The sequence below is a fragment of the Streptomyces sp. NPDC046881 genome, assembly GCF_040645015.1.
Lineage (GTDB): Bacteria > Actinomycetota > Actinomycetes > Streptomycetales > Streptomycetaceae > Streptomyces.
In genome coordinates this window covers 37,111-58,586 of sequence record NZ_JBEYXJ010000002.1, presented here as the reverse complement: position 1 = coordinate 58,586, position 21,476 = coordinate 37,111, and the positions used below count along the sequence as shown (strand labels likewise).

The following is a 21,476-nucleotide window of genomic DNA, read 5'->3' as shown; positions in this document are numbered from 1 at the left end:
GACAAGCGTTTAATACGCTCGTACAGTCTCCGGCATGACGACGAACCCGACGAGCACCACCGCCCCCGTCCGAGCCGGGCGCCGCGAATGGACCGCGCTCGGTGTGCTGATGCTGCCGCTGCTGCTGGTGTCCATGGACGTCTCCGTCCTGTACTTCGCGACCCCCGCGATCAGCGCCGACCTCCGGCCGAGCGGCACCCAGCAGCTGTGGATCTTCGACATCTACGGCTTCGTCCTGGCCGGCCTGCTGATGACGATGGGCTCGCTCGGCGACCACATCGGCCGCCGCAGGCTCCTCCTCGTCGGAGCCGCGGCCTTCGGCGGCGCCTCGCTCCTCGCGGCCTACGCCGACAGCGCCGAGACCCTGATCGCGGCCCGCGCGATCCTCGGCATAGGCGGCGCGACCCTGATGCCGTCCACCATGGCCCTGCTGCGCACGATGTTCACCGACCCGGCCCAGCGGGCGAAGGCGATCGGACTGTGGTCCGGCGTGATGACCGGCGGCATCGCCCTCGGCTCGGTGATGAGCGGCGTCCTCGTCGAGCACTTCTGGTGGGGCTCGGTCTTCCTGGTCAACCTGCCCGCGATGGTGCTGCTGCTCGTCCTCGGCCCGGTGCTGCTGCCCGAGTCCAGGCACCCCGCGCCCGGCCGCTTCGACTGGCTGAGCGTCCCGCTGTCCATGGCCGCCGTGCTCCCCGTGATCTACGGCCTCAAGGAGATCCCCTCCGAGGGCTGGCACCCGCAGTACGTCGTCTCGATCACCGTCGGCCTGCTCTTCGCGGCCCTGTTCGTCCGGCGCCAGCGCACCGCCGACTCACCGCTGGTCCCGCCGGCCCTGCTCAGGGGCCGCGGCTTCACCCCGGCACTGGTCCTGAACCTCGTCGCCAGCCTCGGCATGATGGGCTCGGCCATCTTCACCACGCAGTACCTCCAGTCCGTCCTCGGCAAGAGCCCGCTGGAAGCGGCCCTGTGGAGTCTGCTGCCCTCGGTGTTCATCGGGGTCGCCGGTCCGGTCACGGCGGCGCTCGTCCAGCGGGGCGTGAACCGGGGGTACGTCGTCGCCGGCGGCTTCGCGGCCATGGCGGCCGGTTACCTGGTGCTCGCCCTCATCGGCACCGACTCACTGTGGCCGGTGCTCGTCGGGGCCGGCGTCCTCGCCTGCGGAATGGTCGCGATCATGTCCCAGCTGACCGACCTCGCCATGACCGGCGCGGCGGTGGAGCGAGCGGGCACCGCCTCCTCCCTGCTGGAGACCAGCGCCGAGTTCGGCGGTGCGCTCGGCATGGCGGTCCTCGGCTCGATCGGTACGGCGCTCTACCGCCACGAGATGCCGGCCACCGCGCCGGACCAGGCCCGCGAGACCCTGGGCGGCGCCCTCGCCACGGCCGCCCGGCTGCCCGGCCGGGCCGGCGACACCCTCCTCGCCACGGCCCGGGAGGCGTTCACCAGCGGCATGCGGGGCGCCGCGCTGGCCGGGGCGCTGATCCTGGCGCTGGCGGCGGTGGGAGCGGCGGTGACGCTGCGCGGGACCGACGCCGCGCGGAAGTAGGGGGAACGCAGAACGCCGGACGGGCCGAGGGAAGACCTCGGCCCGTCCGGCGTTTGCGCACAGACGGATCAGACCAGGTTCACCGAGCGGGCGGACGTCGCCCCGATCTCCGCGGCGACCTCGGCCAGCACGCCGGAGCCCACCGTGTCGTCCACGGTGAGGACGGCGAGCGCCTCACCGCCCACCGCCGCGCGGGCGACCTGCATGCCGGCGATGTTGATGCCCGCCTCACCGAGGATGCGGCCGACGGTGCCGACGACACCCGGGCGGTCCTCGTAGCGCAGGACGACCATGTGGTCGGCGAGGGCCAGGTCGACGTCGAAGTCGCCGACCGCGACGATCTTCTGGACGTGCTTCGGACCGGCCAGCGTGCCGGAGACCGACACCTCCTCGCCGGTGCCCAGCGTGCCGCGCACGGTGACCACGTTGCGGTGGTCGGCCGACTCGGAGCTGGTGGTCAACCGCACCTCGACCCCACGCTCCTGCGCGAACAGCGGGGCGTTGACGTACGACACCGTCTCGTCGACGACGTCCTCGAAGACACCCTTGAGCGCGGACAGCTCCAGCACCTTCACGTCGTGCTGGGTGATCTCGCCGTACACCTCGACGTCGAGGCGGACCGCGACCTCACCGGCGAGCGCGGTGAAGATGCGGCCGAGGCGCTCGGCGAGCGGCAGGCCCGGCTTGACGTCCTCGGCGATGACACCGCCCTGCACGTTCACCGCGTCCGGCACCAGCTCGCCGGCGAGGGCGAGACGGACCGACTTGGCGACGGCGATACCGGCCTTCTCCTGCGCCTCGTCCGTCGACGCGCCCAGGTGCGGGGTGCAGACGACCTGGTCCAGCTCGAAGAGCGGGGAGTCGGTGCACGGCTCCTTGGCGTACACGTCGAGGCCGGCGCCGGCGACCCGGCCCTCCTTCAGCGCCGCGTACAGCGCCGCCTCGTCCACGATGCCGCCGCGGGCGGCGTTGACGACGCGCACGGTCGGCTTGACCTTGCGCAGCGCCTCGTCGCCGATCAGGCCGAGCGTCTCGGGGGTCTTGGGCAGGTGGACGGTGATGAAGTCGGAGACCTCCAGCAGCTCGTCCAGCGACAGCACCTTGACGCCCATCTGCGCGGCCCGCGCGGGCTGCACGTAGGGGTCGTAGGCGACGACCTTCATGCCGAAGGCGGACATGCGCTGCGCGACGAGGGCACCGATGCGGCCCAGGCCCACCACGCCCAGCGTCTTCTCGGCCAGCTCGACGCCGGTGTACTTGCTGCGCTTCCACTCGCCGTTCTTCAGCGCGGCGTTGGCCTGCGGGATGTTGCGGGCCGTGGAGAGGATGAGACCGCAGGCCAGCTCGGCGGCGGTCACGATGTTGGAGGTGGGGGCGTTGACGACCATCACGCCGGCCTTGGTGGCGGCGGAGACGTCGACGTTGTCCAGGCCGACACCGGCCCGGGCGACGACCTTGAGCTTCTTCGCGGCGGCGATGGCCTCGGCGTCGACCTTGGTGGCCGAGCGGATCAGGATCGCGTCCACGTCGGCGATGGCCGGCAGCAGTTCGGCGCGGTCCGCGCCGTTGCAGTGCCGGATCTCGAAGTCCGGACCGAGTGCGTCGACGGTGGCAGGCGACAGCTCTTCAGCGATGAGTACGACGGGTTTCGAGCTCACGTGAGTCCTCACATGTGCGATGCGGACGGCCGTCCCGACGGCCGCAGGCGGAGGAGGGGGGCTAGCCGCGGAAGACGCACGACGCTGTGGGCCTGACGCGTGTTGTGCAGCAGTCTAGTGGTGTGGCGGGCGCCGTATTACGCCGCCGCGGAAGGATCACTCGTCCGGGGCTGGACGAGGTGGACAACAGGGGCCGGGGCAGTCCGCCCCGGCCCCCGTCGGCAGGCTTACGCCTCCTCGTCGACCCACGACATCAGCTTGCGCAGCTGCTTGCCGGTGGTCTCCAGCAGGTGCTCGGAGTCCTGCTGCTTGTACTCGTTGTACTTCTTCAGACCGCCGTGGTACTCGTCCATCCAGTTACGGGCGAAGGTGCCGTCCTGGATCTCGGCGAGGACCTTCTTCATCTCGGCCTTGGTGGCGTCCGTGATGATCCGCGGGCCGGTGACGTAGTCGCCCCACTCGGCGGTCTCGGAGACCGACCAGCGCATCTTCTCCAGACCGCCCTCGTACATGAGGTCCACGATCAGCTTCAGCTCGTGCAGGCACTCGAAGTAGGCGATCTCCGGCTGGTAGCCGGCCTCGGTCAGGGTCTCGAAGCCCGCCTTGACCAGGGCCGCGGTACCACCGCACAGCACGGCCTGCTCGCCGAAGAGGTCGGTCTCGGTCTCCTCGGTGAAGGTCGTCTTGATGACGCCGGCGCGGGTGCCGCCGATGCCCTTGGCGTACGACAGGGCCAGCGCGAAGGCGTTGCCGGAGGCGTCCTGCTCCACGGCGGCGATGCACGGGACGCCGCGGCCCTCCTCGTACTGGCGGCGGACCAGGTGGCCCGGGCCCTTCGGGGCGACCATGGCGACGTCGACGCCGGCCGGGGGCTTGATGAAGCCGAAGCGGATGTTGAAGCCGTGGCCGAAGAACAGCGCGTCGCCGTCCTTCAGGTGCGGGGCGATGGACTCCTCGTAGACCTGGGCCTGGATCGGGTCCGGCACCAGGATCATGATGACGTCGGCCTCGGCGGCGGCCTCGGCCGGGGTCACCACGCGCAGGCCCTGCTCCTCGGCCTTCGCCTTGGACTTCGAGCCCTCGTGCAGACCGACACGCACGTCCACACCGGAGTCACGCAGTGACAGCGCGTGGGCGTGGCCCTGGCTGCCGTAGCCGATGACCGCGACCTTGCGGCCCTGGATGATGGACAGGTCGGCGTCGGCGTCGTAGAACAGCTCGGCCACTTTGGGTTCTCTCCTTGTGTGCAGGTGGTGCGTCCCACCGTATGACGGCGGGCGGGAAGGAAGTTCGGGGGTCTCGGCATACGGGCGGCCGTCGGTCACCGGCCGCCCGTTCTCAGTCTTACGCCGTCCGGTCGAGAGCGCGCAGCGAGCGGTCCGTGATCGAACGGGCGCCGCGGCCGATCGCGATCGTGCCGGACTGGACCAGCTCCTTGATGCCGTACGGCTCCAGCATCTTGAGCATGGCGGACAGCTTCTCGCTGGAACCGGTGGCCTCGATGGTCACGGCCTCCGGGGAGACGTCGACGGTCTTGGCGCGGAACAGCTGGACGATCTCCACGATCTGGGAGCGCGTCTCGTTGTCGGCGCGGACCTTCACCAGAACGAGTTCGCGCTGCACGGCCTGGCCAGGCTCCAGCTCCACGATCTTCAGCACGTTGACGAGCTTGTTGAGCTGCTTGGTGACCTGCTCCAGCGGCAGGTCCTCGACGCCCACCACGATGGTGATGCGGGAGATGTCGGGGTGCTCGGTGACGCCGACCGCGAGCGAGTCGATGTTGAAGCCGCGCCGGGAGAACAGGGCGGCGATGCGGGCGAGGATGCCCGGCGTGTTCTCCACCAGGACGGAGAGCGTGTGCTTGGACATGGTCTTTTACGTCTCTCTCGCTCAGTCGTCTTCGTTGTCGCCGAAGTCGGGGCGGACGTCCCGGGCGGCCATGATCTCGTCGTTCGAGGTGCCGGCGGCGACCATCGGCCAGACCATCGCGTCCTCGTGGACGATGAAGTCGACGACGACCGGGCGGTCGTTGATGGAGTTGGCCTCCGCGATGACCTTGTCCAGGTCCTCCGGGCGCTCGCAGCGCAGGCCCACGCAGCCCATCGCCTCGGACAGCTTCACGAAGTCCGGCACGCGCGTGCCCTTGGCCTCCGGGTTGATGTCGTCGGGGCCGCTGTGCAGCACGGTGTTGGAGTAGCGCTGGTTGTAGAACAGGGTCTGCCACTGGCGGACCATCCCGAGGGCGCCGTTGTTGATGATGGCGACCTTGATCGGGATGTTGTTCAGGGCGCAGGTGGTCAGTTCCTGATTGGTCATCTGGAAGCAGCCGTCGCCGTCGATCGCCCAGACCGTCCGGCCCGGCTGACCGGCCTTGGCGCCCATCGCGGCCGGGACCGCGTAGCCCATCGTCCCGGCGCCGCCGGAGTTGAGCCACGTGGCGGGCTTGTCGTACTGGATGAAGTGCGCGGCCCACATCTGGTGCTGGCCGACGCCCGCCGCGAAGATGGTGCCCTCGGGGGCGAGCTGACCGATGCGCTCGATGACCTGCTGCGGGGAGAGCGAGCCGTCGTCCGGCAGGTCGTAGCCGAGCGGGTAGGTCTGGCGCCACCGGTTCAGGTCGCTCCACCAGGCGCTGTAGTCGCCCTTGTGGCCCTCGCTGTGCTCCTTCTGCACGGCCTGCACCAGGTCGGCGATGACCTCGCGGGCGTCGCCGACGATCGGCACGTCCGCGGCGCGGTTCTTGCCGATCTCGGCCGGGTCGATGTCCGCGTGGACGATCTTGGCGTAGGGGGCGAAGCTGTCCAGCTTGCCGGTGACGCGGTCGTCGAAGCGGGCGCCGAGGGCGACGATCAGGTCGGCCTTCTGCAGCGCGGTGACCGCGGCGACGCTGCCGTGCATGCCGGGCATGCCCAGGTGCTGCGGGTGGCTGTCGGGGAACGCGCCGAGCGCCATCAGGGTGGTGGTGACCGGCGCGCCGGTCAGCTCGGCCAGGACCTTCAGCTCGGCCGTGGCCTGCGCCTTGAGGACGCCGCCGCCGACGTAGAGGACGGGCCGCCGGGCGGCGGTGACGAGCTTGGCGGCCTCGCGGATCTGCTTGGCGTGCGGCTTGGTCACCGGACGGTAGCCCGGCAGGTCCATCACCGGGGGCCAGGTGAAGGTGGTCTTCGCCTGCAGGGCGTCCTTGGCGATGTCGACCAGGACCGGGCCGGGGCGGCCGGTGGAGGCGATGTGGAACGCCTGCGCGATGACCCGCGGGATGTCCTCGGCCTTGGTGACGAGGAAGTTGTGCTTGGTGATCGGCATGGTGATGCCGACGATGTCCGCCTCCTGGAAGGCGTCCGTGCCGATCGCCTTGGAGGCGACCTGGCCGGTGATCGCGACCAGCGGCACCGAGTCCATGTGCGCGTCGGCGATCGGCGTCACCAGGTTGGTCGCGCCCGGGCCGCTCGTCGCCATGCAGACGCCGACCTTGCCGGTGGCCTGCGCGTAGCCGGTGGCCGCGTGGCCGGCGCCCTGCTCGTGCCGGACCAGGACGTGGCGCACCCGGGTGGAGTCCATCAGCGGGTCGTACGCCGGCAGGATCGCACCGCCCGGAATGCCGAATACCGTGTCCGCGCCGACCTCCTCGAGGGAGCGGATGAGGGACTGCGCACCCGTGACGTGCTCGACGGGGGCGGACTGCTGTCCTCCGGAACGGGGCCGCGGTTGCGGATGGTGGGCCCCGGTGGCCTGCTCGGTCATCGGCATTCTCTTCTCGATGCTGAGGGTTTTTGCGAGGTTCGGGCGGAGTTGGAGCGCTGCACGAAAGTCACTCGTGCAACAAAAAACCCCTCGTGCCGGAAGGCAAGCGAGGGGAGCGCGCCGGTGAGGTCGCTGGGGATTCCGGATCGTCCTCCGGTGGGTCCCAGCTCAGCCGACGCGCTGTCCAAGTACGAGAATTCGGGTGCGCATGGGACTGACCCTCCCCCCGGCACGCACCACGTGTCAAGTGGGTGGGACGGGCGTCTCAGAATGTGAACGAAGGGCACTGCCGCCTCCGAGGACAGCGGGAACACCCCCTGTGTACACCCCTGCCGCCTTCCCTGCGAAGGCTGGTTCGGCCGGGGCGTGCGGCACCGGATAGTGGCCGGATCCGAGCGCCCGGCGCAGCCGGTACTCGTCCAGCGGACCGGCGAACGCCATGCCCTGTCCATGGGTGCAGCCCATCGCGCGCAGCGCCACCACCTGCTCGGGCAGGTCCACGCCCTCGGCGACCGACTGGAGCCCGAGGTCCCCGGCGATCCGCAGCAGACCGCTGGTGATCTTGTGCAGCCGCGCGGACTCGACCACGCCCTCGACCAGGCTGCGGTCGAGCTTGAGGATGTCCACGGGCAGCCGCCTGAGCGCCGTGATGGCCGCGTAGCCGCTGCCGAAGCCGTCCAGCGCGATCCGCACGCCGAGCCGGCTGAGCGCGGTCAGCCGCCGCTCCAGCTCGTCCAGCGGGACCCGCGGATCGGTGTCGGACAGCTCGACGACCAGCGCCCCGGGCGGCAGCCCGTGCCGGGTCAACAGCCCCTCCACCGAGCCCAGCGGCGTCGAACGGTCCAGCAGTCGCCGCGCGCTCATCCGCACCGCCACCGGTACGGCGACCCCGGTCGCGGCCCGCTCGGCCGCCTGCTGCACGGCCTCCTGGAGGATCCAGCGGTCCAGCTCGGCGGTCTTGTCGCCGTCCTCCGCCACCCGCAGGAACTCGGCGGGGGTGAACAGCACCCCCTGCGAGGAGCGCCAGCGCGCCTGCGCGCAGACCGCCGTGATCCGGCCGTTCTCCAGGCACACCACGGGCTGGTGCAGCAGCGCGAACTCGCCGTCGTGCAGCGCGGAGCGCAGCCGCGTGGCCAGTTCCGCCTTGCGGACGACGTCCTGCTGCATCTGCGGCCTGTACAGCTCGACCCGGCCCTTTCCGGCCGACTTCGCGCGGTACATCGCCAGGTCCGCGTTGCGCAGCAGCTCGCCCGCGCCCAGGCCGGGTTCGGCGAAGGCGACGCCGATGGAGGCGTTGACCCGGACATCGTTGCCGTCGATGGCGTAGGGCTGGGAGAGGGTCACCCTGAGCCGGTCGGCGAGCTCCACGATGTTCCGCTCCCGGGCGGCGCGGTCGCGGGTGCCGTCCCCGACGATCAGGGCCGCGAACTCGTCACCGCCGAGCCGGGACGCGGTGTCGCCCTGCCGGACCGCGTCCTGGAGCCTGCGGGCGGCCTGGATGAGCAGCTCGTCCCCGGCCTGGTGGCCGATGGTGTCGTTGACGGCCTTGAAACCGTCGAGATCGATGAAGAGCACCGCCGTACCGCGCAGGGCGGCGCCCCGGTCGGTGGCCCGGCGGCCGGACAGGGCCTGCTGCACGCGCTTGGTGAACAGCGCGCGGTTGGGCAGGTCGGTCAGCGGGTCGTGCTCGGCGTTGTGCTGCAACTGCGCCTGGAGGCGCACCCTTTCGGTCACGTCCCGGCTGTTGAAGATCAGCCCGCCGTGGTGCCGGTTGACGGTCGACTCGACGTTGAGCCAGCCGCCGTCGCCGGAGCGGAACCGGCACTCGATGCGGGTGGTGGGCTCCTCCAGCGGGCTGACGGCGAGGAAGCGGCGCACCTCGTGCACCACGCAGCCCAGGTCCTCCGGGTGGATGAGCGCGGCCAGCTCGGTGCCCACCAGGTCCTCGGCGGGCCGGCCGTACACCCCGGCGGCGGCCGGGGAGACGTACCGCAGGATGCCGTTCGGCGCGGCGATCATGATGACGTCGCTGGAGCCCTGCACCAGGGACCGGAAGTGGTTCTCCGCCTGGGCCAGTTCCTGGGTGAGGGTGATGTTGTCCAGCAGCATGATGCCCTGCCGCATGACGAGCGCCAGCACCACGGCGCCCGCGGTGATCAGCACCACGTGGTCGGGCCTGCGGCCGTTGAGGACGTTGTACAGGATGCCCAGGGTGCACACGGCCGCGGCGAGGTACGGCGTGAGGGCGGCGAGGGAGCCGGTGAGCGGGCGGCCGGCCGGGTACCGGGTGTGCTCGCCGCCGGGCGCGGGCGGCAGCGGGGGGTGGTGGCCCGCGCTCCGGTGGCCCGGCACGTGCTCGTGGACCACGCGCGTGTGCCCGTCCGCCGCGCGGGCCTCCTGCGCGCTCCCGCGCCGGGGCGCGGCCCAGGGGGCGTAGGCAAGCAGCAGCGAGCCGGCGAACCAACCCGCGTCCAGCAGCTGCCCGGAGCGGTAGCTGCTGTGCAGCAGCGGCGAGGTGAACAGGGCGTCGCACATCACGGTCAGCGCGAGCGCGCCGATCGCGGTGTTCACCGCGGTGCGGTTGCCCGGGGCGCGGCGGAAGTGCAGCGCGAGGACCATGCTGACGAGCGCGATGTCGAGCAGCGGGTACGCCAGCGACAGCGCGGCGTGCGCCACGCTGGAGCCGTCGATCCGGGCCGCCTGGGCGAGCGCGAGGCTCCAGGACAGGGTGAGCAGCGAGCCGCCGATCAGCCAGGCGTCCAGGCCCAGGCAGATCCAGCCGGCCCGCGTCACCGGCCGCTTGGCGAGCACCAGCAGGCCCACGATGGCGGGCGGCGCGAAGCACAGGAAGAACAGGTCGGCGTAGCTGGGGCTGGGCACGGCCCGGTCCAGCACCACCTCGTACCATCCCCAGACCGCGTTGCCCAGCGCGGCCATGGTCGAGGAGAGGGCGAACAGCAGCCAGGCCGAGCGGAAGCGCACGCGCCGGCTGCGGGCGTACACGAAGCAGGAGACGGCGGCGGTGCCGGCCGCGGCGCTCAGACCGAAGTCGCCCATGATGAGCGCGACTTCGTTCGTGCCCCAGTCGAACGCGGCTCCGCCGGCGTAGGCCGCGCAGATCAGGGCGAGGACGAGCTGCTCCAGCAGCCGGTTGCCGTCGGCGACGGACCGGCGGCGAGGCGGTGGCTCCTCGTGCGGGTGCGGTGCGCGCACCGCTCCGTCGAGGGTGGTCGTCACAGAGGGCGGGGCGCTCACCGGGGCCTCCCGGTCTGCGCCGCTCCCGGGTCCCGACGGTCCCGGTGCGCTGGGTGCGCATGCCTGCGGCGGCCGCTGTGCCTGCGCTGGTGATGACTGTGGTGGCCGGTGTGGTGGCCGCGTCTGCGCGCGGCCGTGCGCCAGGGTCGCCGCCGGCGGCTCCGCCGCGTCGGATCGTTCGTCCATAGGCCGTGCATCGCCCGTCGCCCCCCTCACAAAATCTGAAATGTCCATCCCCGGCGCCGAACGGTCAGCGGCGCAGCCCCTGTCGGGACGATACACCAGGATCGTCACTCAGGGACATAGCGTCTCTACGCTCCGTGACGACCAGCGGGAATGCGGGTACGGGCCGCGTCCGAAAGGTTGCGGAGGGTGCCGGAAGCGGTTTAGCGCCCGGTATCTCCCGCCGGTCCTGGTCCGGTCGTAAGGATCACGTTGCGCAGCGGCTCCCGGTTCACGTACCGGGTCAACTGGTCCACGAGCAGTCGCTTCGCACGGGGCAGGAAAGCCGACGACGGACCGCCGACATGCGGGCTGATCAGCACTCCTGGCGCCTGCCACAGGGGATGGCCGGCGGGCAGCGGCTCGGGATCGGTGACGTCCAGGGCGGCCGTGATCCGCCCCCGCTCCAGCTCGGCGAGGAGCGCCTTGGTGTCGACGACGGCTCCGCGCGCGACGTTCACGAGCAGCGCGCCGTCCTTCATCCGGCCGAGGAAGTCGGCGTCGACGAGCCCTCTGGTGGTCTCCGTGAGGGGGGTGCAGAGGATCACGACGTCCGCTTCGGGGAGCAGTGAGAGCACATCGGTGATCGGGTGCACAAGACCGCGCGCCGTGGTGCGCTCGGAGCGCGCGATGCGCGCCACCCGCGCTACCTCGAAGGGTGCGAGCCGGTCCTCGATGGCGGCACCGATCGCCCCGTAACCGACGATCAGTACGTTCTTGTCGGCGAGGGCCGGGTGGAAACCGCCCACCCAGCGCTCCTCCTGCTGGGCGCGGACGAACTCGGGGATGCCGCGCAGCGCGGCGAGGGTCAGCGTGAGCGCCAGCTCGGCCGTGCTCGTCTCGTGCACCCCGCGCGCGTTGCACAGCCGGACGCCCGGCGGGATCGCCGACAGCCGGTCGGTGACGTCGTCGACGCCGGCGGTGAGCGTCTGGATGACCCGGACGTTCGTCAGGTGCTCCAGCGGACCGACCCGGACCGACAGCCGCTTCATGTACGGCACGACGTACACGGCGCACTCCGCGGGGTCGCCGGGAAACGGCTGGTCACCGTCGTCTCCCCCGTCCCAGAACAGGTACCGGGGACCGGCGGGCAGCCCCTCGATCTCCTCGGGCGGAATGGGAAGCCACACCTGTGAAGTCATGCCAGGAGGCTATGTCAGGCACCCGCGGGTGCAGAGGTTAGGTTGGGGGCCGGGCAGAGGGAGGTTCACGAGCAGGTGGAGCGCAGGACGATCGGCGCGGGGGGACTCGCGGTGGGGGCCGTCGGACTCGGGTGCATGCCGATGAGCTGGGCGTACAGCGGGTCGCGGCAGCGGGGCGACGAGTCGCTCAGAACCGTGCACCGGGCGCTGGACCTGGGCTCCGACCTCCTGGACACCGCGGACATGTACGGCCCGTTCACCAACGAGCTGCTGCTGGGCCGGGTACTGAAGGAGCGGCGCCGGGACGCCTTCGTGTCCACGAAGGTGGGGCTGCTGGTGGGCGAGCAGCACATCGTGGCCAACGGCCGCCCCGGCTATGTGCGGCGGGCGTGCGACGCCTCGCTGCGGCGGCTGCAGACGGACGTGATCGACCTGTACCAGCTGCACCGCGCCGACCCGGAGGTGCCCGTCGAGGAGACCTGGGGCGCGATGGCGGACCTGGTGCGGGCCGGGAAGGTGCGGGCGCTGGGCCTGTGCGCGGTGGGGGCGCGCGGCGGGCGCCGCACGGGCGCCGGCCTGTACGACGCGACGCTGCGCCAGTTGCAGCGGGTCCAGCAGGTGTTCCCGGTGAGCGCGGTGCAGGCGGAGCTGTCGGTGTGGTCGCCGGAGGCGCTCCGGGCGCTGCTGCCGTGGTGCGAGGCGCGCGGGGTGGGCTTCCTGGCGGCGATGCCGCTGGGCAACGGTTTCCTCACCGGCAGGCTCAGGCCGGGCGAGGGCTTCGAGCCGGACGACGTGCGCGCCCGGCACCCCCGGTTCACCGCGGAGATGATGGCGGCCAACCAGCCGATCGTCGCGGGCCTGCGGCGCATCGCCCGCCGGCACGGCGAGGAGGTCACCCCGGCCCAGGTGGCGCTGGCCTGGGTGCTGGCGCAGGGCCGTCACGTGATCGCGCTGCCGGGCACCAAGCGGGAGTGCTGGGCGGCGCAGAACGCGGCGGCCGCCGGGCTGCGGCTGACCGCGCAGGACCTGGCGGAGGTGTCCCGGCTGCCGGCCGCGCAGGGGTCGTGGGACTGAGGTTCCCCCGATCGGTTGCCGGGGACCGGGAACCCGGGAGGGCGCGGGCGGTGTTGGACAAGGAGAGCGACGGCGAGAGCGTGCCGTTCGGACCGCGGCGTCGAAGGGACCATGATCGTGCAACGTGGAGCTGTGACGGCCGTGCTGGCCGCGGCCGCCCTGGTGCTGACGGCCGGCTGCTCCTCCGGCGGGCAGGGACGGCCGGAGCGGACCGGGCGCACGGCGGACGGGGCGGCTCCGGGCGCCTCCTCCTCGCGGGCCACCGGGTCCGTGCCGCCGGCCAAGGGCTCGGTGCGGGTGCTGCGCACGGTGGCCGAGGGCCTGAAGTCGCCGTGGGGACTGGCGCCGCTGCCCGGCGGCGGGCTGCTGGTGTCGTCCCGGGACGAGGGCACGATCAGCCGGATCGACGGGAAGACCGGCCGCACGACCGAGCTGGGCACGGTCTCCGGGGTCTCCCCGGCCGGCGAGGGCGGCCTGCTGGGCATCGCCCTCTCCCCCGGCTACGCGTCGGACCACATGGTCTACGCCTACTTCACCTCGGCCTCGGACAACCGCATCGTGCGCATGCGCTACGACGAGCGGAAGCCCGCCGGTGAGCAACTGGGCGCCCCGGACACCGTGTTCAAGGGCATCCCGAAGGGCCGCATCCACAACGGCGGCCGGATCGCGTTCGGCCCGGACGGCATGCTCTACGCCGGCACCGGCGAGAGCGGGCAGAAGGGGCTGGCGCAGGACAGGAAGTCGCTGGGCGGCAAGATCCTGCGGCTGACCCCGGAGGGCGAACCGGCGCCGGGCAACCCGTTCCCCGGCTCGCCGGTGTACTCGTACGGCCACCGGAACGTGCAGGGCCTGGCCTGGGACGGCCGGCAGCGGCTGTTCGCCTCGGAGTTCGGCCAGGACACCTGGGACGAGCTGAACGCGATCAAGCCGGGCGGGAACTACGGCTGGCCGCGGGCCGAGGGCAGGTCCTCCGACCCCGCCTTGCAGAACCCGGTGGCCCAGTGGCGCACCGACGACGCCTCCCCCAGCGGCATCGCCCAGGTGAACGGCGCGATCTGGATGGCGGGCCTGAAGGGCGAGCGGCTGTGGCGCATCCCGCTGAACGGCACGTCGGCGTCGGCCGCACCGCAGGCGTTCCTCACCGGCACCTACGGCCGCCTGCGTACGGTCGTCCCGGCGGGCGGCGACCGGCTGTGGCTGGTGACGAGCAACACGGACGGCCGGGGCAGCCCCGACAAGGCGGACGACCGGGTGCTGGAACTGCGGGTGCGGTAGCCCCGGCGGCCCCGGCTCATCCCGCTTCCGGCTCCGCCGGCTGCTCCTCCGGTGGCGCCTCGCCGGGTTCCGTCCCGGCCGGGGCCGGGCCCGCCAGGCGTATCACCGCCGTGCCGGAGGCGAGGTCGATCGGGCCGCGGCCGGGATCGTTGTCGCCCACGTCCTCGCGGGTCAGCTCCAGTCGGTTCTGTTCGTCCCGGGTGTGTTTGCGGCCGGGTGCGAACAGTTCCTCGAAGGCGTTGAACACGGCTCCCCCTCGCTGCCGGTTTTCTCCAGCGTAGGTCTCAGCCCGGTGTTTCGGCAGCGAGCGTCCCGGCCGCGAACAGTCCCAGCCGGTGGGCCACCGCCGCCGCCTCGCCGCGGCCCGAGACGCCGAGCTTGCCGAGGATGTTGGAGACGTGCACGCTCGCGGTCTTCGGGGAGATGAACAGCACCTCGGCTATCTGGCGGTTGGTGCGGCCGGCCGCGACCAGGCCGAGGACGTCCCGCTCCCGGCTGGTCAGACCGAGCGCCGCGGCCGGGTCGGCGGGAGCCTGCCGGGAAGCACGGGTCAGGGTGAGGCGGGCGCGCTGGGCGAGCCGGGCGACGGCGTCGGCGAGGGGGCGGGCGCCCAGGTGCGCGGCGACCGCCGCGGCCAGCCGGAGCAGTTCCACCGCGCGGTCGCGCTCGTCGTCGCCGCCCTCGGCCAGCAGCGCCCCGGCCAGCCGGTGGCGGACCCGGGCGAGGTCGTAGGGCCGGTCCAGGCACTCGAAGGCGGTGACGACCGGGGACCAGGTGCCGACGGTGTCCCGGCCCTCCGCGCGCAGCAGTTCGGCGCGGGTCCACTGGCCGTAGGCGTGCCAGAGCGGGACGCCGGTGGTGAGGGTCCGTACGGCGGCCGAGAGGCGGTCGAGGATCTCGGCGCGGCCGGGCCGGGCGGCGGGCAGGGTGCGGGCGTCGGCCTCGGCGGTGGCGGCGGCCAGCAGCAGCGGCCAGCCGTAGCGGTGGGTACCGGGCGGGAAGCCGGCGTCCAGGGCCGGGAGCAGTGCCGCGCGGGCGTCGGCGATCCGGCCGTCGGCGGCGGCGACCCCGAGGGTGATACGGGCCAGGGGCAGCAGTTGCTGGGGCATCGGGTCGTGCGTGCCGTACCAGGCGCGGGCGGCGGCGAGTTGCCGGCCGGCCTCGGCGAGGTCGCCGCGGGCCAGCGCGAGATGGGCCAGGCGCAGGGCGCCGGCGCCGCGGGGCTTGGCGCTGTGGCCGACCCGGGTGGCGTGCGCGGCGGCCTCGGCGGCCTCCTCCCACTGGCCGAGCGCGTACAGCGCCTCGGACAGGTTGCCCCACACCCAGGCGCCGGAGTCCAGCAACCCGTACCCGCGGCAGAACTCGATGCCCTCGCGCAGCAGCGGGACGGCCTCCCGGTCCCGGCCGACGCTCTGCAGCGCGGACGGCAGGTTCACGTAGGCGCGGCCGGCGACGTGGTGCATGCCCTCCGCGCGGGTCTCCCGCAGCACCTGCTGCATCTGCGCGAGTCCGGCCTCCGGGTCGCCGGACTCCACGGTCAGGCCGCCCAGGGTGAGGCGGGCGTGGAGTTCGGTCTCGCGGGCGCCCACCATCCGCGCGTACTCCACCGCCCGCTCGGCGGCGGCGAGCGCCTCGGGACCCGGCCGGCGCTGCATGGACCAGTTGGCGGCGACCGCGAGCACCTCGGCGTGCACCTCGGACGGCGGCAGGCCGCGCACCAGGTCCTGGGCGGTGCCCAGTTCCCGCCAGCCGTCGCCGCGGGCCAGGGCCTGGACGAGCCGGGAGCGCTGCACCCAGAACCAGGCGGCGCGCAAGGGGTCCGGTTCCTCCTCCAGCAGGCGCAGGGCGCGCTTGGTGATCTTCAGGGCACGCTCGCGTTCGCCGCCGAAGCGGCCGGCCACGGCGGCCTCGGCCATGAGGTCGAGGTAGCGCAGCGGGGTGGTGGCCGGGTCGCAGCCGCACGGGGGGTAGACCTCGGTGTAGTCGACCGGGCGCAGGGCGGAGCGCACCTCCTGGGGGGCGTCGTCCCACAGCTCCATCGCCCGTTCCAGCAGGCCGAGTTGTTCGGTGTAGGCGTGCCGGCGGCGGGCGACGACGGCGGCGGCCAGGACGGCGGGCAGGGCCTTGGCCGCGTCGTGGGCGTGGTACCAGTAGCTGGCCAGGCGCATCACGCGGGCGTCGGCGGGGACGAGGGCCGGGTCGGCCTCCAGGGCCTCGGCGTAGCGGCGGTTGAGCCGGGAGCGTTCGCCGGGCAGCAGGTCGTCGGCGACGGCCTCGCGGACCAGGGAGTGCCGGAAGCGGTAGCCGTCGCCGGCCCGGGTGACGGTGAGGAGGTTGGCGCCGACGGCGGCCCGCAGCGCCTCGATGAGGTCGTCCTCGGTGAGCCGGGCCACTGCGGCGATCAGCCGGTACTCCACGGTGGAGCCGCCTTCGGCGACGATGCGGGCGACCCGCTGGGCGCTGTCGGGCAGTGCCTCGACGCGGACCAGGAGCAGGTCGCGCAGGGAGTCGGTGAGACCGGTGCAGTTACCCTCGGCGGCGGCGACGGCGAGCTCCTCGATGAAGAAGGCGTTGCCGTCGGAGCGTTCGTAGATCTCGTCCACCTGGGCGGGGTCGGGTTCGGCGGCGAGGATGCCCGCGATCTGGCGGCAGGCCTCCTCGCGGGTGAAGCGGGCGAGTTCGATGCGGCGGATGGTGCGCACCCGGTCCAGTTCGGCGAGCAGGGGGCGCAGCGGGTGGCGGCGGTGGATGTCGTCGGAGCGGTAGGTGGCCAGGACGAGGAGGCGGCCGGCGCGCAGGGTGCGGAAGAGGTAGGCGAGGAGGTGGCGGGTGGAGGCGTCGGCCCAGTGCAGGTCCTCTAGGACGAGCACGACGGTGTGGTCGGCGGCGACCCGCTCCAGCAGCCGGGCGGTGAGTTCGAACAGGCGGGCCATGCCCTGTTCGTCGTGGCGGCCGGCGGCGGCCTCGCCGAGGTCGGGCAGCAGCCGGGCCAGTTCCTCCTCCTGGCCGGCCGCGGCGGCGGCGAACTCCTTGGGCAGGGCGTCGCGCAGGGCGCGCAGCGCGGTGGAGAAGGGGGCGAACGGCAGGCCGTCGGCGCCGATCTCCACGCAGCCGCCGACGGCGACGACGGCTGTCCGCCGGGTCGCGGCCGTGGCGAACTCCTCCACGAGGCGGGTCTTGCCGACACCCGCCTCGCCGCCGAGCAGCAGCGCCTGCGGCTCGGCCGCGGCGGCACGGGCGAGCGCGTCGTTCAGCGTGTCCAACTCGTCGGTGCGGCCGACGAACACGGGACTGACGGACCTGGTCTCCACGGGCCCGAGCATGGCACGAGGCCGGGACGACCCGGCACCGGTTTTCCACAGCCCCCGTGTGATGGTCGTACCGGCGGCCGGGAGGGGCACCGGGAGCGCAGCGCCCTCGGCCGAAAGGGCCGTACGGCTCCGCCGGGGAGCCGTACGACCCTGCAACCGTGAGCGGCCGACCCCCGTCCGGCCGCTCCGCGCCCCCGCCGTCACGCGGTGCGCGGCAGCCGGTGCCGGCGGGGCCGGTCGGTATGCGACTCGGCGGCCGGGGCTCCGTGGCCGGCGGACTGCGCCCGGCGGGCGGCGCGGCGGGAGCGGACGACCTCGCGGGCCAGGCGCTCCTGCTGGGCGGTGCGGCGCAGCTCGGCGGAGCGGAGCTGGTGGAGTTCGAACTGGTACATGGCGGGTCCTTCGGAGAGTCGGTGTGGTGCTCGCTTTCTGCGATGCCTCCACCTTCGTCTCCCAGGGGGGTCCGCCACATCGGGAGAGTTCCGCATCTTCGCGCGGCCGGCGGGCCGCACGCGCGCGTAAGGGGCCTTAGAGCGTCCGTAAGGTACGCACGGACTCCCTAAGGCCCCTGTCGGCCTGCGGTTTCTCAGCCGGCCGAGGGCAGGCCGAGCAGGGCGTCGGAGTACTTCAGGACGGCCAGGAGCAGTCCGATGACACCGAGCGAGACACCCGCCCAGGCCACCGACCTGATCCAGGGCGCCTGCGGGCGGCCGGGGGCGCCGAACGCGGGCCGGACCAGCACGACCACGCCGGTGACCAGCGCGGCGAGCGCGAACAGGCCGGCCCACAGGGCGGTGGTGTGCCAGGCGTCGCCGTAGACCTCCTTGAGCTGCCGGGCGACGCTCGCGGTGGAGGAGGTCCGGAGCTGGCCGACGAGCTGCTCGCGCGCGGAGGCGACGGTGCCGATCCAGCCGCCGCTGAGCGAGACCAGGCCCAGCGCGGCGGAGACGACGGCACCGGCGCCCTGGCCGACCCCGGAGGGTGCCTTCCCGCCGGCGGCTTCCGTCGCATCGCCGGCCTCGCCGTCTGTGCCATGCTCGTTGCGCGCGGCTTCCGCGGAAGCCTCGTCGTGCGCCGCCTCCGGGGCCTGCTCCCCGGCGGTCTCGTGCCCGGCACGGCCGTCCCGGGCGTCGACCGCCGCCGTCGTCTCGTCGTCCTTGTGCGCCTCGGCGCCGGTCCCCGTGCCGGTGCCGGCGCCTTCCGCTGTCTTCGTTGCCATGCCCGGCACCGTACGGACGCTGTCTGAGAGCTCTCTTAATGATCGCTGTGCGCGGTCCGCGCGCGGGCCGCGCGCCACTCGGGCCGGAGCAGGGCCCAGATCTCGGTGCTGGCGCGCACCCCCCGGTGCGGGTGGTTCTCCCGGAGCACGCCCTCGCGGGTCATGCCGAGCCGCCGGGCCACGTTGAGGCTCGGCTCGTTGGCCGAGGAGGCGTACCACTCCACCCGGTGCATGCCGCGCTCCTCGAAGGCCCAGTCGAGCAGCACCCGCATCCCGCGCGTGACCAGTCCGCGCCCGGCCGCGGCCGGCTCCAGCCAGCAGCCGGCCTCGCAGACCCCGCTCGGGGTGTCCCAGACGCGGAACAGCAGCCCGCCGACGAGCCGGCCGTCCAGCCAGATCCCGTGCACGCTGCCGGCGTCGGCGCCGCGCTTGTCGGCGTACGACTTCAGCCAGCCGCGGGCGCCGTCGAGGTCGCGGACCACGTCCGCCAGGCCGATGTGCCGGCCGATGAACTCCCGTCCCCGGTCTATGTTCGCCAGCAGTTCGGCGGCGTGCCAGACCTCCAGGGGCCGCAGTTCGGCGCCCTCCTCATCGAGCGGTGTCGCGTACATCGTGCCGTTCTTCCTTCCGCAGTTCGTCCACCGGGACCCGGCCGAGCCTCTCATGCGCGGCCCGGGACCCGGACGGCTCGATGCCGACGTGCGGCAGGCGGCGCGTCAGTCGAACTGGTCTCCGAGTGCCATGACCATGGTCCCGGCGACCAGCAGCCACAGGGCCCTGCGGGTACGGCCCCGGGAGCCGAGCACCGCCGCGAGGGCGCAGACGACGGCACCGAGGGCGTAGGCGGCGGGGACGCGGGCCGGCGCGGAACCGGTCAGCCGCAGCAGGGCGGCGGCGAGCCCCGCGAGGCAGAGGAGCGCTCCGGTGCCGCCGGCGACCCACCGGGCCCGCCGGGCGTCCCCGACGTACTCCTCGGCGGCCTCGGTGTCTTCAACGCCTTCGGTGTCTTCGCTGTCCCGGGTGTCCTCGGCTATCACGGGCTCGGTGTCGGAATCGGTGCGTCCACTCATGGCGGGCGAGCGTACCTCCTCGGGCCGGGAAAACCTGGTGCGGGGCGGTGCCTTCGGCTGCTGGGCAGGGCGAGGGACCGGCTGCCGCCCGGAGCGCGGGCTCGTTCGAGGCGATCGTGTCCGTCGACGCCTACCAGTACGTGGTGGCACCGGAACCGGACCCGCACGGGCGCCGTGACCGTCGAGGCCGCCGACTGGCTGCCGGACGGCGGGACTGGCTGCTGTGGAACGAGGTGTGCGCCGAGGAGAGCCCGAGCGCGTTCATGGCCGGGCCGGCCCGCGACTCGGTGGAGCTGCTGAACGCCGACCGCGGGCGGCTGCCCGGGTTCGCCCGGGTGGTGGGCCGCCGCATCCAGGGCCTGTCGTGGGGACGGAAGTGCCTAGCGGTACGGCCCCGGAGGGCGTGCCTCCGGGGCCGTACGGCCGTGCTCGGGGCTCAGCCCTCGCTGACGCCCAACTTCTGAAGGATCAGCTCCTTGACGCGGGCCGCGTCGGCCTGGCCGCGGGTGGCCTTCATGACCGCGCCGACCAGGGCGCCGGCCGCGGCCACCTTGCCGCCGCGGATCTTGTCCGCGATGCCCGGGTTGCCGGCGATGGCCTCCTCGACGGCGGCGGTCAGCGCGCCCTCGTCGGAGACGACCTTCAGACCGCGCTTGTCGACGACCTCGTCCGGGGTGCCCTCGCCCGCGAGGACGCCCTCGATGACCTGACGGGCCAGCTTGTCGTTCAGGTCACCCTTCGCGACCAGCTCGGTGACCCGGGCCACCTGCTGCGGGGTGATCGCCAGCTCGTCGAGCGTCTTGCCGGACTCGTTGGCGCTGCGCGCCAGTTCGCCCATCCACCACTTGCGGGCGGCGGCCGCGTCGGCACCGGCGTCGATCGTGGCGACGATCGGCTCCAGCGCACCGGCGTTGAGGATCGCCTGCATGTCGGTGGCGGAGATGCCCCACTCGGCCAGCAGCCGGGTGCGGCGAGCCAGCGGCAGCTCGGGCAGGGCCGCGCGGATCTCCTCGACCCACTCGCGCGAGGGCGCGACCGGCACCAGGTCGGGCTCCGGGAAGTACCGGTAGTCCTCGGCCTCCTCCTTCACGCGGCCCGAGGTCGTGGACCCGGTGTCCTCGTGGAAGTGGCGGGTCTCCTGGACGATCGTGCCGCCGCCGGAGAGGACGGCCGCGTGCCGCTGGATCTCGAAGCGGGCCGCACGCTCCACCGAGCGCAGGGAGTTGACGTTCTTCGTCTCCGAGCGCGTGCCGAACTTGTCGGCGCCCTTGGGCATCAGCGACAGGTTCACGTCGCAGCGCATCTGGCCCATCTCCATGCGGGCCTCGGACACGCCGAGCGCGCGGATCAGCTCGCGCAGCTCACGGACGTACGCCTTCGCCACCTCGGGGGCGCGCTCGCCGGCGCCCACGATCGGCTTGGTGACGATCTCGATCAGCGGGATGCCGGCGCGGTTGTAGTCCAGCAGGGAGTGGGACGCGCCGTGGATACGGCCGGTGGCGCCGCCGACGTGCGTCGACTTGCCGGTGTCCTCCTCCATGTGGGCGCGCTCGATCTCCACGCGGAAGACCTCGCCGTCCTCCAGCTGCACGTCGAGGTAGCCGTTGAAGGCGATCGGCTCGTCGTACTGGGAGGTCTGGAAGTTCTTCGGCATGTCCGGATAGAAGTAGTTCTTCCGGGCGAAGCGGCACCACTCGGCGATCTCGCAGTTCAGCGCGAGACCGATCTTGATCGCGGACTCGACGCCGGTCGCGTTGACGACCGGGAGCGCGCCGGGCAGGCCGAGGCAGACCGGGCAGGTCTGGCTGTTCGGGTCGGCACCGAGCGCCGTCGAGCAGCCGCAGAACATCTTCGTCTTGGTGCCGAGTTCGACATGGACCTCGAGGCCCATGACGGGGTCGTAGGACGCCAGCGCGTCCTCGTACGACACCAGGTCGGTCGTGGTGGTCACGGTGAAACT

At 72.8% G+C, this 21,476-nt stretch carries 17 protein-coding genes; 4 read left to right on the top strand and 13 right to left on the bottom strand.

What is annotated here, in order from left to right:
* The first annotated feature begins 34 nt into the window (after positions 1 to 34).
* Entirely contained in the window at positions 35 to 1,549 is a 1,515-nt protein-coding gene (locus ABZ923_RS01735) for an MFS transporter (protein WP_361465398.1), read from the top strand.
* Positions 1,550 to 1,617: 68 nt separating this feature from the next.
* Here the strand turns inward: ABZ923_RS01735 and serA are convergent, their stop codons facing one another.
* The 6 genes from serA to ABZ923_RS01705 form a co-directional block, all read right to left on the bottom strand.
* Complete coding sequence (gene serA, locus ABZ923_RS01730) at positions 1,618 to 3,207, bottom strand: phosphoglycerate dehydrogenase (RefSeq protein WP_361465395.1); 1,590 nt, start codon at positions 3,205 to 3,207, stop codon at positions 1,618 to 1,620.
* Between the two features lie 227 nt (positions 3,208 to 3,434).
* Positions 3,435 to 4,433 carry a ketol-acid reductoisomerase gene (ilvC, locus tag ABZ923_RS01725; RefSeq protein WP_358636176.1) on the bottom strand — a complete coding sequence of 333 codons (999 nt, stop codon included), beginning with the start codon at positions 4,431 to 4,433 and terminating at the stop codon, positions 3,435 to 3,437.
* A 118-nt stretch (positions 4,434 to 4,551) separates the two neighbouring features.
* On the bottom strand, positions 4,552 to 5,076 hold the full coding sequence (gene ilvN / locus ABZ923_RS01720) for an acetolactate synthase small subunit (protein WP_030654216.1): 525 nt from the start codon (positions 5,074 to 5,076) through the stop codon (positions 4,552 to 4,554).
* A 21-nt stretch (positions 5,077 to 5,097) separates the two neighbouring features.
* Positions 5,098 to 6,948: an acetolactate synthase large subunit gene (locus ABZ923_RS01715; RefSeq protein WP_361465393.1), complete on the bottom strand. Its 1,851-nt coding sequence runs from the start codon at positions 6,946 to 6,948 to the stop codon at positions 5,098 to 5,100.
* 243 nt (positions 6,949 to 7,191) lie between these two features.
* A complete protein-coding gene (locus ABZ923_RS01710; RefSeq protein ID WP_361465391.1) occupies positions 7,192 to 10,203 on the bottom strand; it encodes an EAL domain-containing protein in 3,012 nt (1,003 codons plus the stop codon).
* A gap of 386 nt (positions 10,204 to 10,589) precedes the next feature.
* Complete coding sequence (locus ABZ923_RS01705; protein WP_361465388.1) at positions 10,590 to 11,567, bottom strand: 2-hydroxyacid dehydrogenase; 978 nt, start codon at positions 11,565 to 11,567, stop codon at positions 10,590 to 10,592.
* A gap of 75 nt (positions 11,568 to 11,642) precedes the next feature.
* On the opposite strand from ABZ923_RS01705, the gene ABZ923_RS01700 reads away from it, so the two are divergent.
* Both ABZ923_RS01700 and ABZ923_RS01695 read left to right on the top strand, forming a co-directional pair.
* On the top strand, positions 11,643 to 12,641 hold the full coding sequence (locus ABZ923_RS01700) for an aldo/keto reductase (RefSeq protein ID WP_361465385.1): 999 nt from the start codon (positions 11,643 to 11,645) through the stop codon (positions 12,639 to 12,641).
* Positions 12,642 to 12,752: 111 nt separating this feature from the next.
* Entirely contained in the window at positions 12,753 to 13,916 is a 1,164-nt protein-coding gene (locus ABZ923_RS01695; protein WP_361465382.1) for a PQQ-dependent sugar dehydrogenase, read from the top strand.
* A gap of 16 nt (positions 13,917 to 13,932) precedes the next feature.
* On the opposite strand, the gene ABZ923_RS01690 is transcribed toward ABZ923_RS01695, so the two are convergent.
* The 6 genes from ABZ923_RS01690 to ABZ923_RS01665 form a co-directional block, all read right to left on the bottom strand.
* Positions 13,933 to 14,163 (bottom strand): DUF6191 domain-containing protein, encoded by a 231-nt coding sequence (locus ABZ923_RS01690; RefSeq protein ID WP_361465379.1) that lies wholly within the window; start codon positions 14,161 to 14,163, stop codon positions 13,933 to 13,935.
* Between the two features lie 37 nt (positions 14,164 to 14,200).
* Positions 14,201 to 17,239, bottom strand: a complete 3,039-nt coding sequence (locus ABZ923_RS01685; RefSeq protein WP_361465377.1) for an AAA family ATPase — start codon at positions 17,237 to 17,239, stop codon at positions 14,201 to 14,203.
* Between the two features lie 188 nt (positions 17,240 to 17,427).
* Positions 17,428 to 17,619 (bottom strand): hypothetical protein, encoded by a 192-nt coding sequence (locus tag ABZ923_RS01680; protein ID WP_361465375.1) that lies wholly within the window; start codon positions 17,617 to 17,619, stop codon positions 17,428 to 17,430.
* Between the two features lie 194 nt (positions 17,620 to 17,813).
* The gene (locus tag ABZ923_RS01675; RefSeq protein WP_361465372.1) at positions 17,814 to 18,446 is read right to left on the bottom strand and encodes a hypothetical protein; all 633 of its coding nucleotides are present in this window, start codon (positions 18,444 to 18,446) and stop codon (positions 17,814 to 17,816) included.
* 35 nt (positions 18,447 to 18,481) lie between these two features.
* Positions 18,482 to 19,057, bottom strand: coding sequence for a GNAT family protein (locus ABZ923_RS01670; RefSeq protein WP_361465370.1), 576 nt, complete (start codon positions 19,055 to 19,057; stop codon positions 18,482 to 18,484).
* A 105-nt stretch (positions 19,058 to 19,162) separates the two neighbouring features.
* Positions 19,163 to 19,516: a hypothetical protein gene (locus ABZ923_RS01665; RefSeq protein ID WP_361465368.1), complete on the bottom strand. Its 354-nt coding sequence runs from the start codon at positions 19,514 to 19,516 to the stop codon at positions 19,163 to 19,165.
* Between the two features lie 47 nt (positions 19,517 to 19,563).
* On the opposite strand from ABZ923_RS01665, the gene ABZ923_RS01660 reads away from it, so the two are divergent.
* Complete coding sequence (locus tag ABZ923_RS01660) at positions 19,564 to 19,980, top strand: hypothetical protein (protein WP_361465366.1); 417 nt, start codon at positions 19,564 to 19,566, stop codon at positions 19,978 to 19,980.
* Here the strand turns inward: ABZ923_RS01660 and gatB are convergent.
* A complete protein-coding gene (gene gatB, locus ABZ923_RS01655) occupies positions 19,953 to 21,467 on the bottom strand; it encodes an Asp-tRNA(Asn)/Glu-tRNA(Gln) amidotransferase subunit GatB (RefSeq protein ID WP_361465364.1) in 1,515 nt (504 codons plus the stop codon). The two genes, ABZ923_RS01660 and gatB, sit on opposite strands and share 28 nt — an antisense overlap.
* Positions 21,468 to 21,476: the final 9 nt, after the last annotated feature.

Coding starts and splice junctions, on each gene's coding strand:
- ABZ923_RS01670 (WP_361465370.1), bottom strand. CDS start 19,057: ATGTACGCGACACCGCTCGATGAGGAGGGCGCCGAACTGCGGCCCCTG.
- ABZ923_RS01675 (WP_361465372.1), bottom strand. CDS start 18,446: ATGGCAACGAAGACAGCGGAAGGCGCCGGCACCGGCACGGGGACCGGC.
- ABZ923_RS01665 (WP_361465368.1), bottom strand. CDS start 19,516: ATGAGTGGACGCACCGATTCCGACACCGAGCCCGTGATAGCCGAGGAC.
- ilvN (WP_030654216.1), bottom strand. CDS start 5,076: ATGTCCAAGCACACGCTCTCCGTCCTGGTGGAGAACACGCCGGGCATC.
- ABZ923_RS01705 (WP_361465388.1), bottom strand. CDS start 11,567: ATGACTTCACAGGTGTGGCTTCCCATTCCGCCCGAGGAGATCGAGGGG.
- ABZ923_RS01735 (WP_361465398.1), top strand. CDS start 35: ATGACGACGAACCCGACGAGCACCACCGCCCCCGTCCGAGCCGGGCGC.
- ABZ923_RS01715 (WP_361465393.1), bottom strand. CDS start 6,948: ATGACCGAGCAGGCCACCGGGGCCCACCATCCGCAACCGCGGCCCCGT.
- ABZ923_RS01680 (WP_361465375.1), bottom strand. CDS start 17,619: ATGTACCAGTTCGAACTCCACCAGCTCCGCTCCGCCGAGCTGCGCCGC.
- ABZ923_RS01685 (WP_361465377.1), bottom strand. CDS start 17,239: ATGCTCGGGCCCGTGGAGACCAGGTCCGTCAGTCCCGTGTTCGTCGGC.
- ABZ923_RS01695 (WP_361465382.1), top strand. CDS start 12,753: ATGATCGTGCAACGTGGAGCTGTGACGGCCGTGCTGGCCGCGGCCGCC.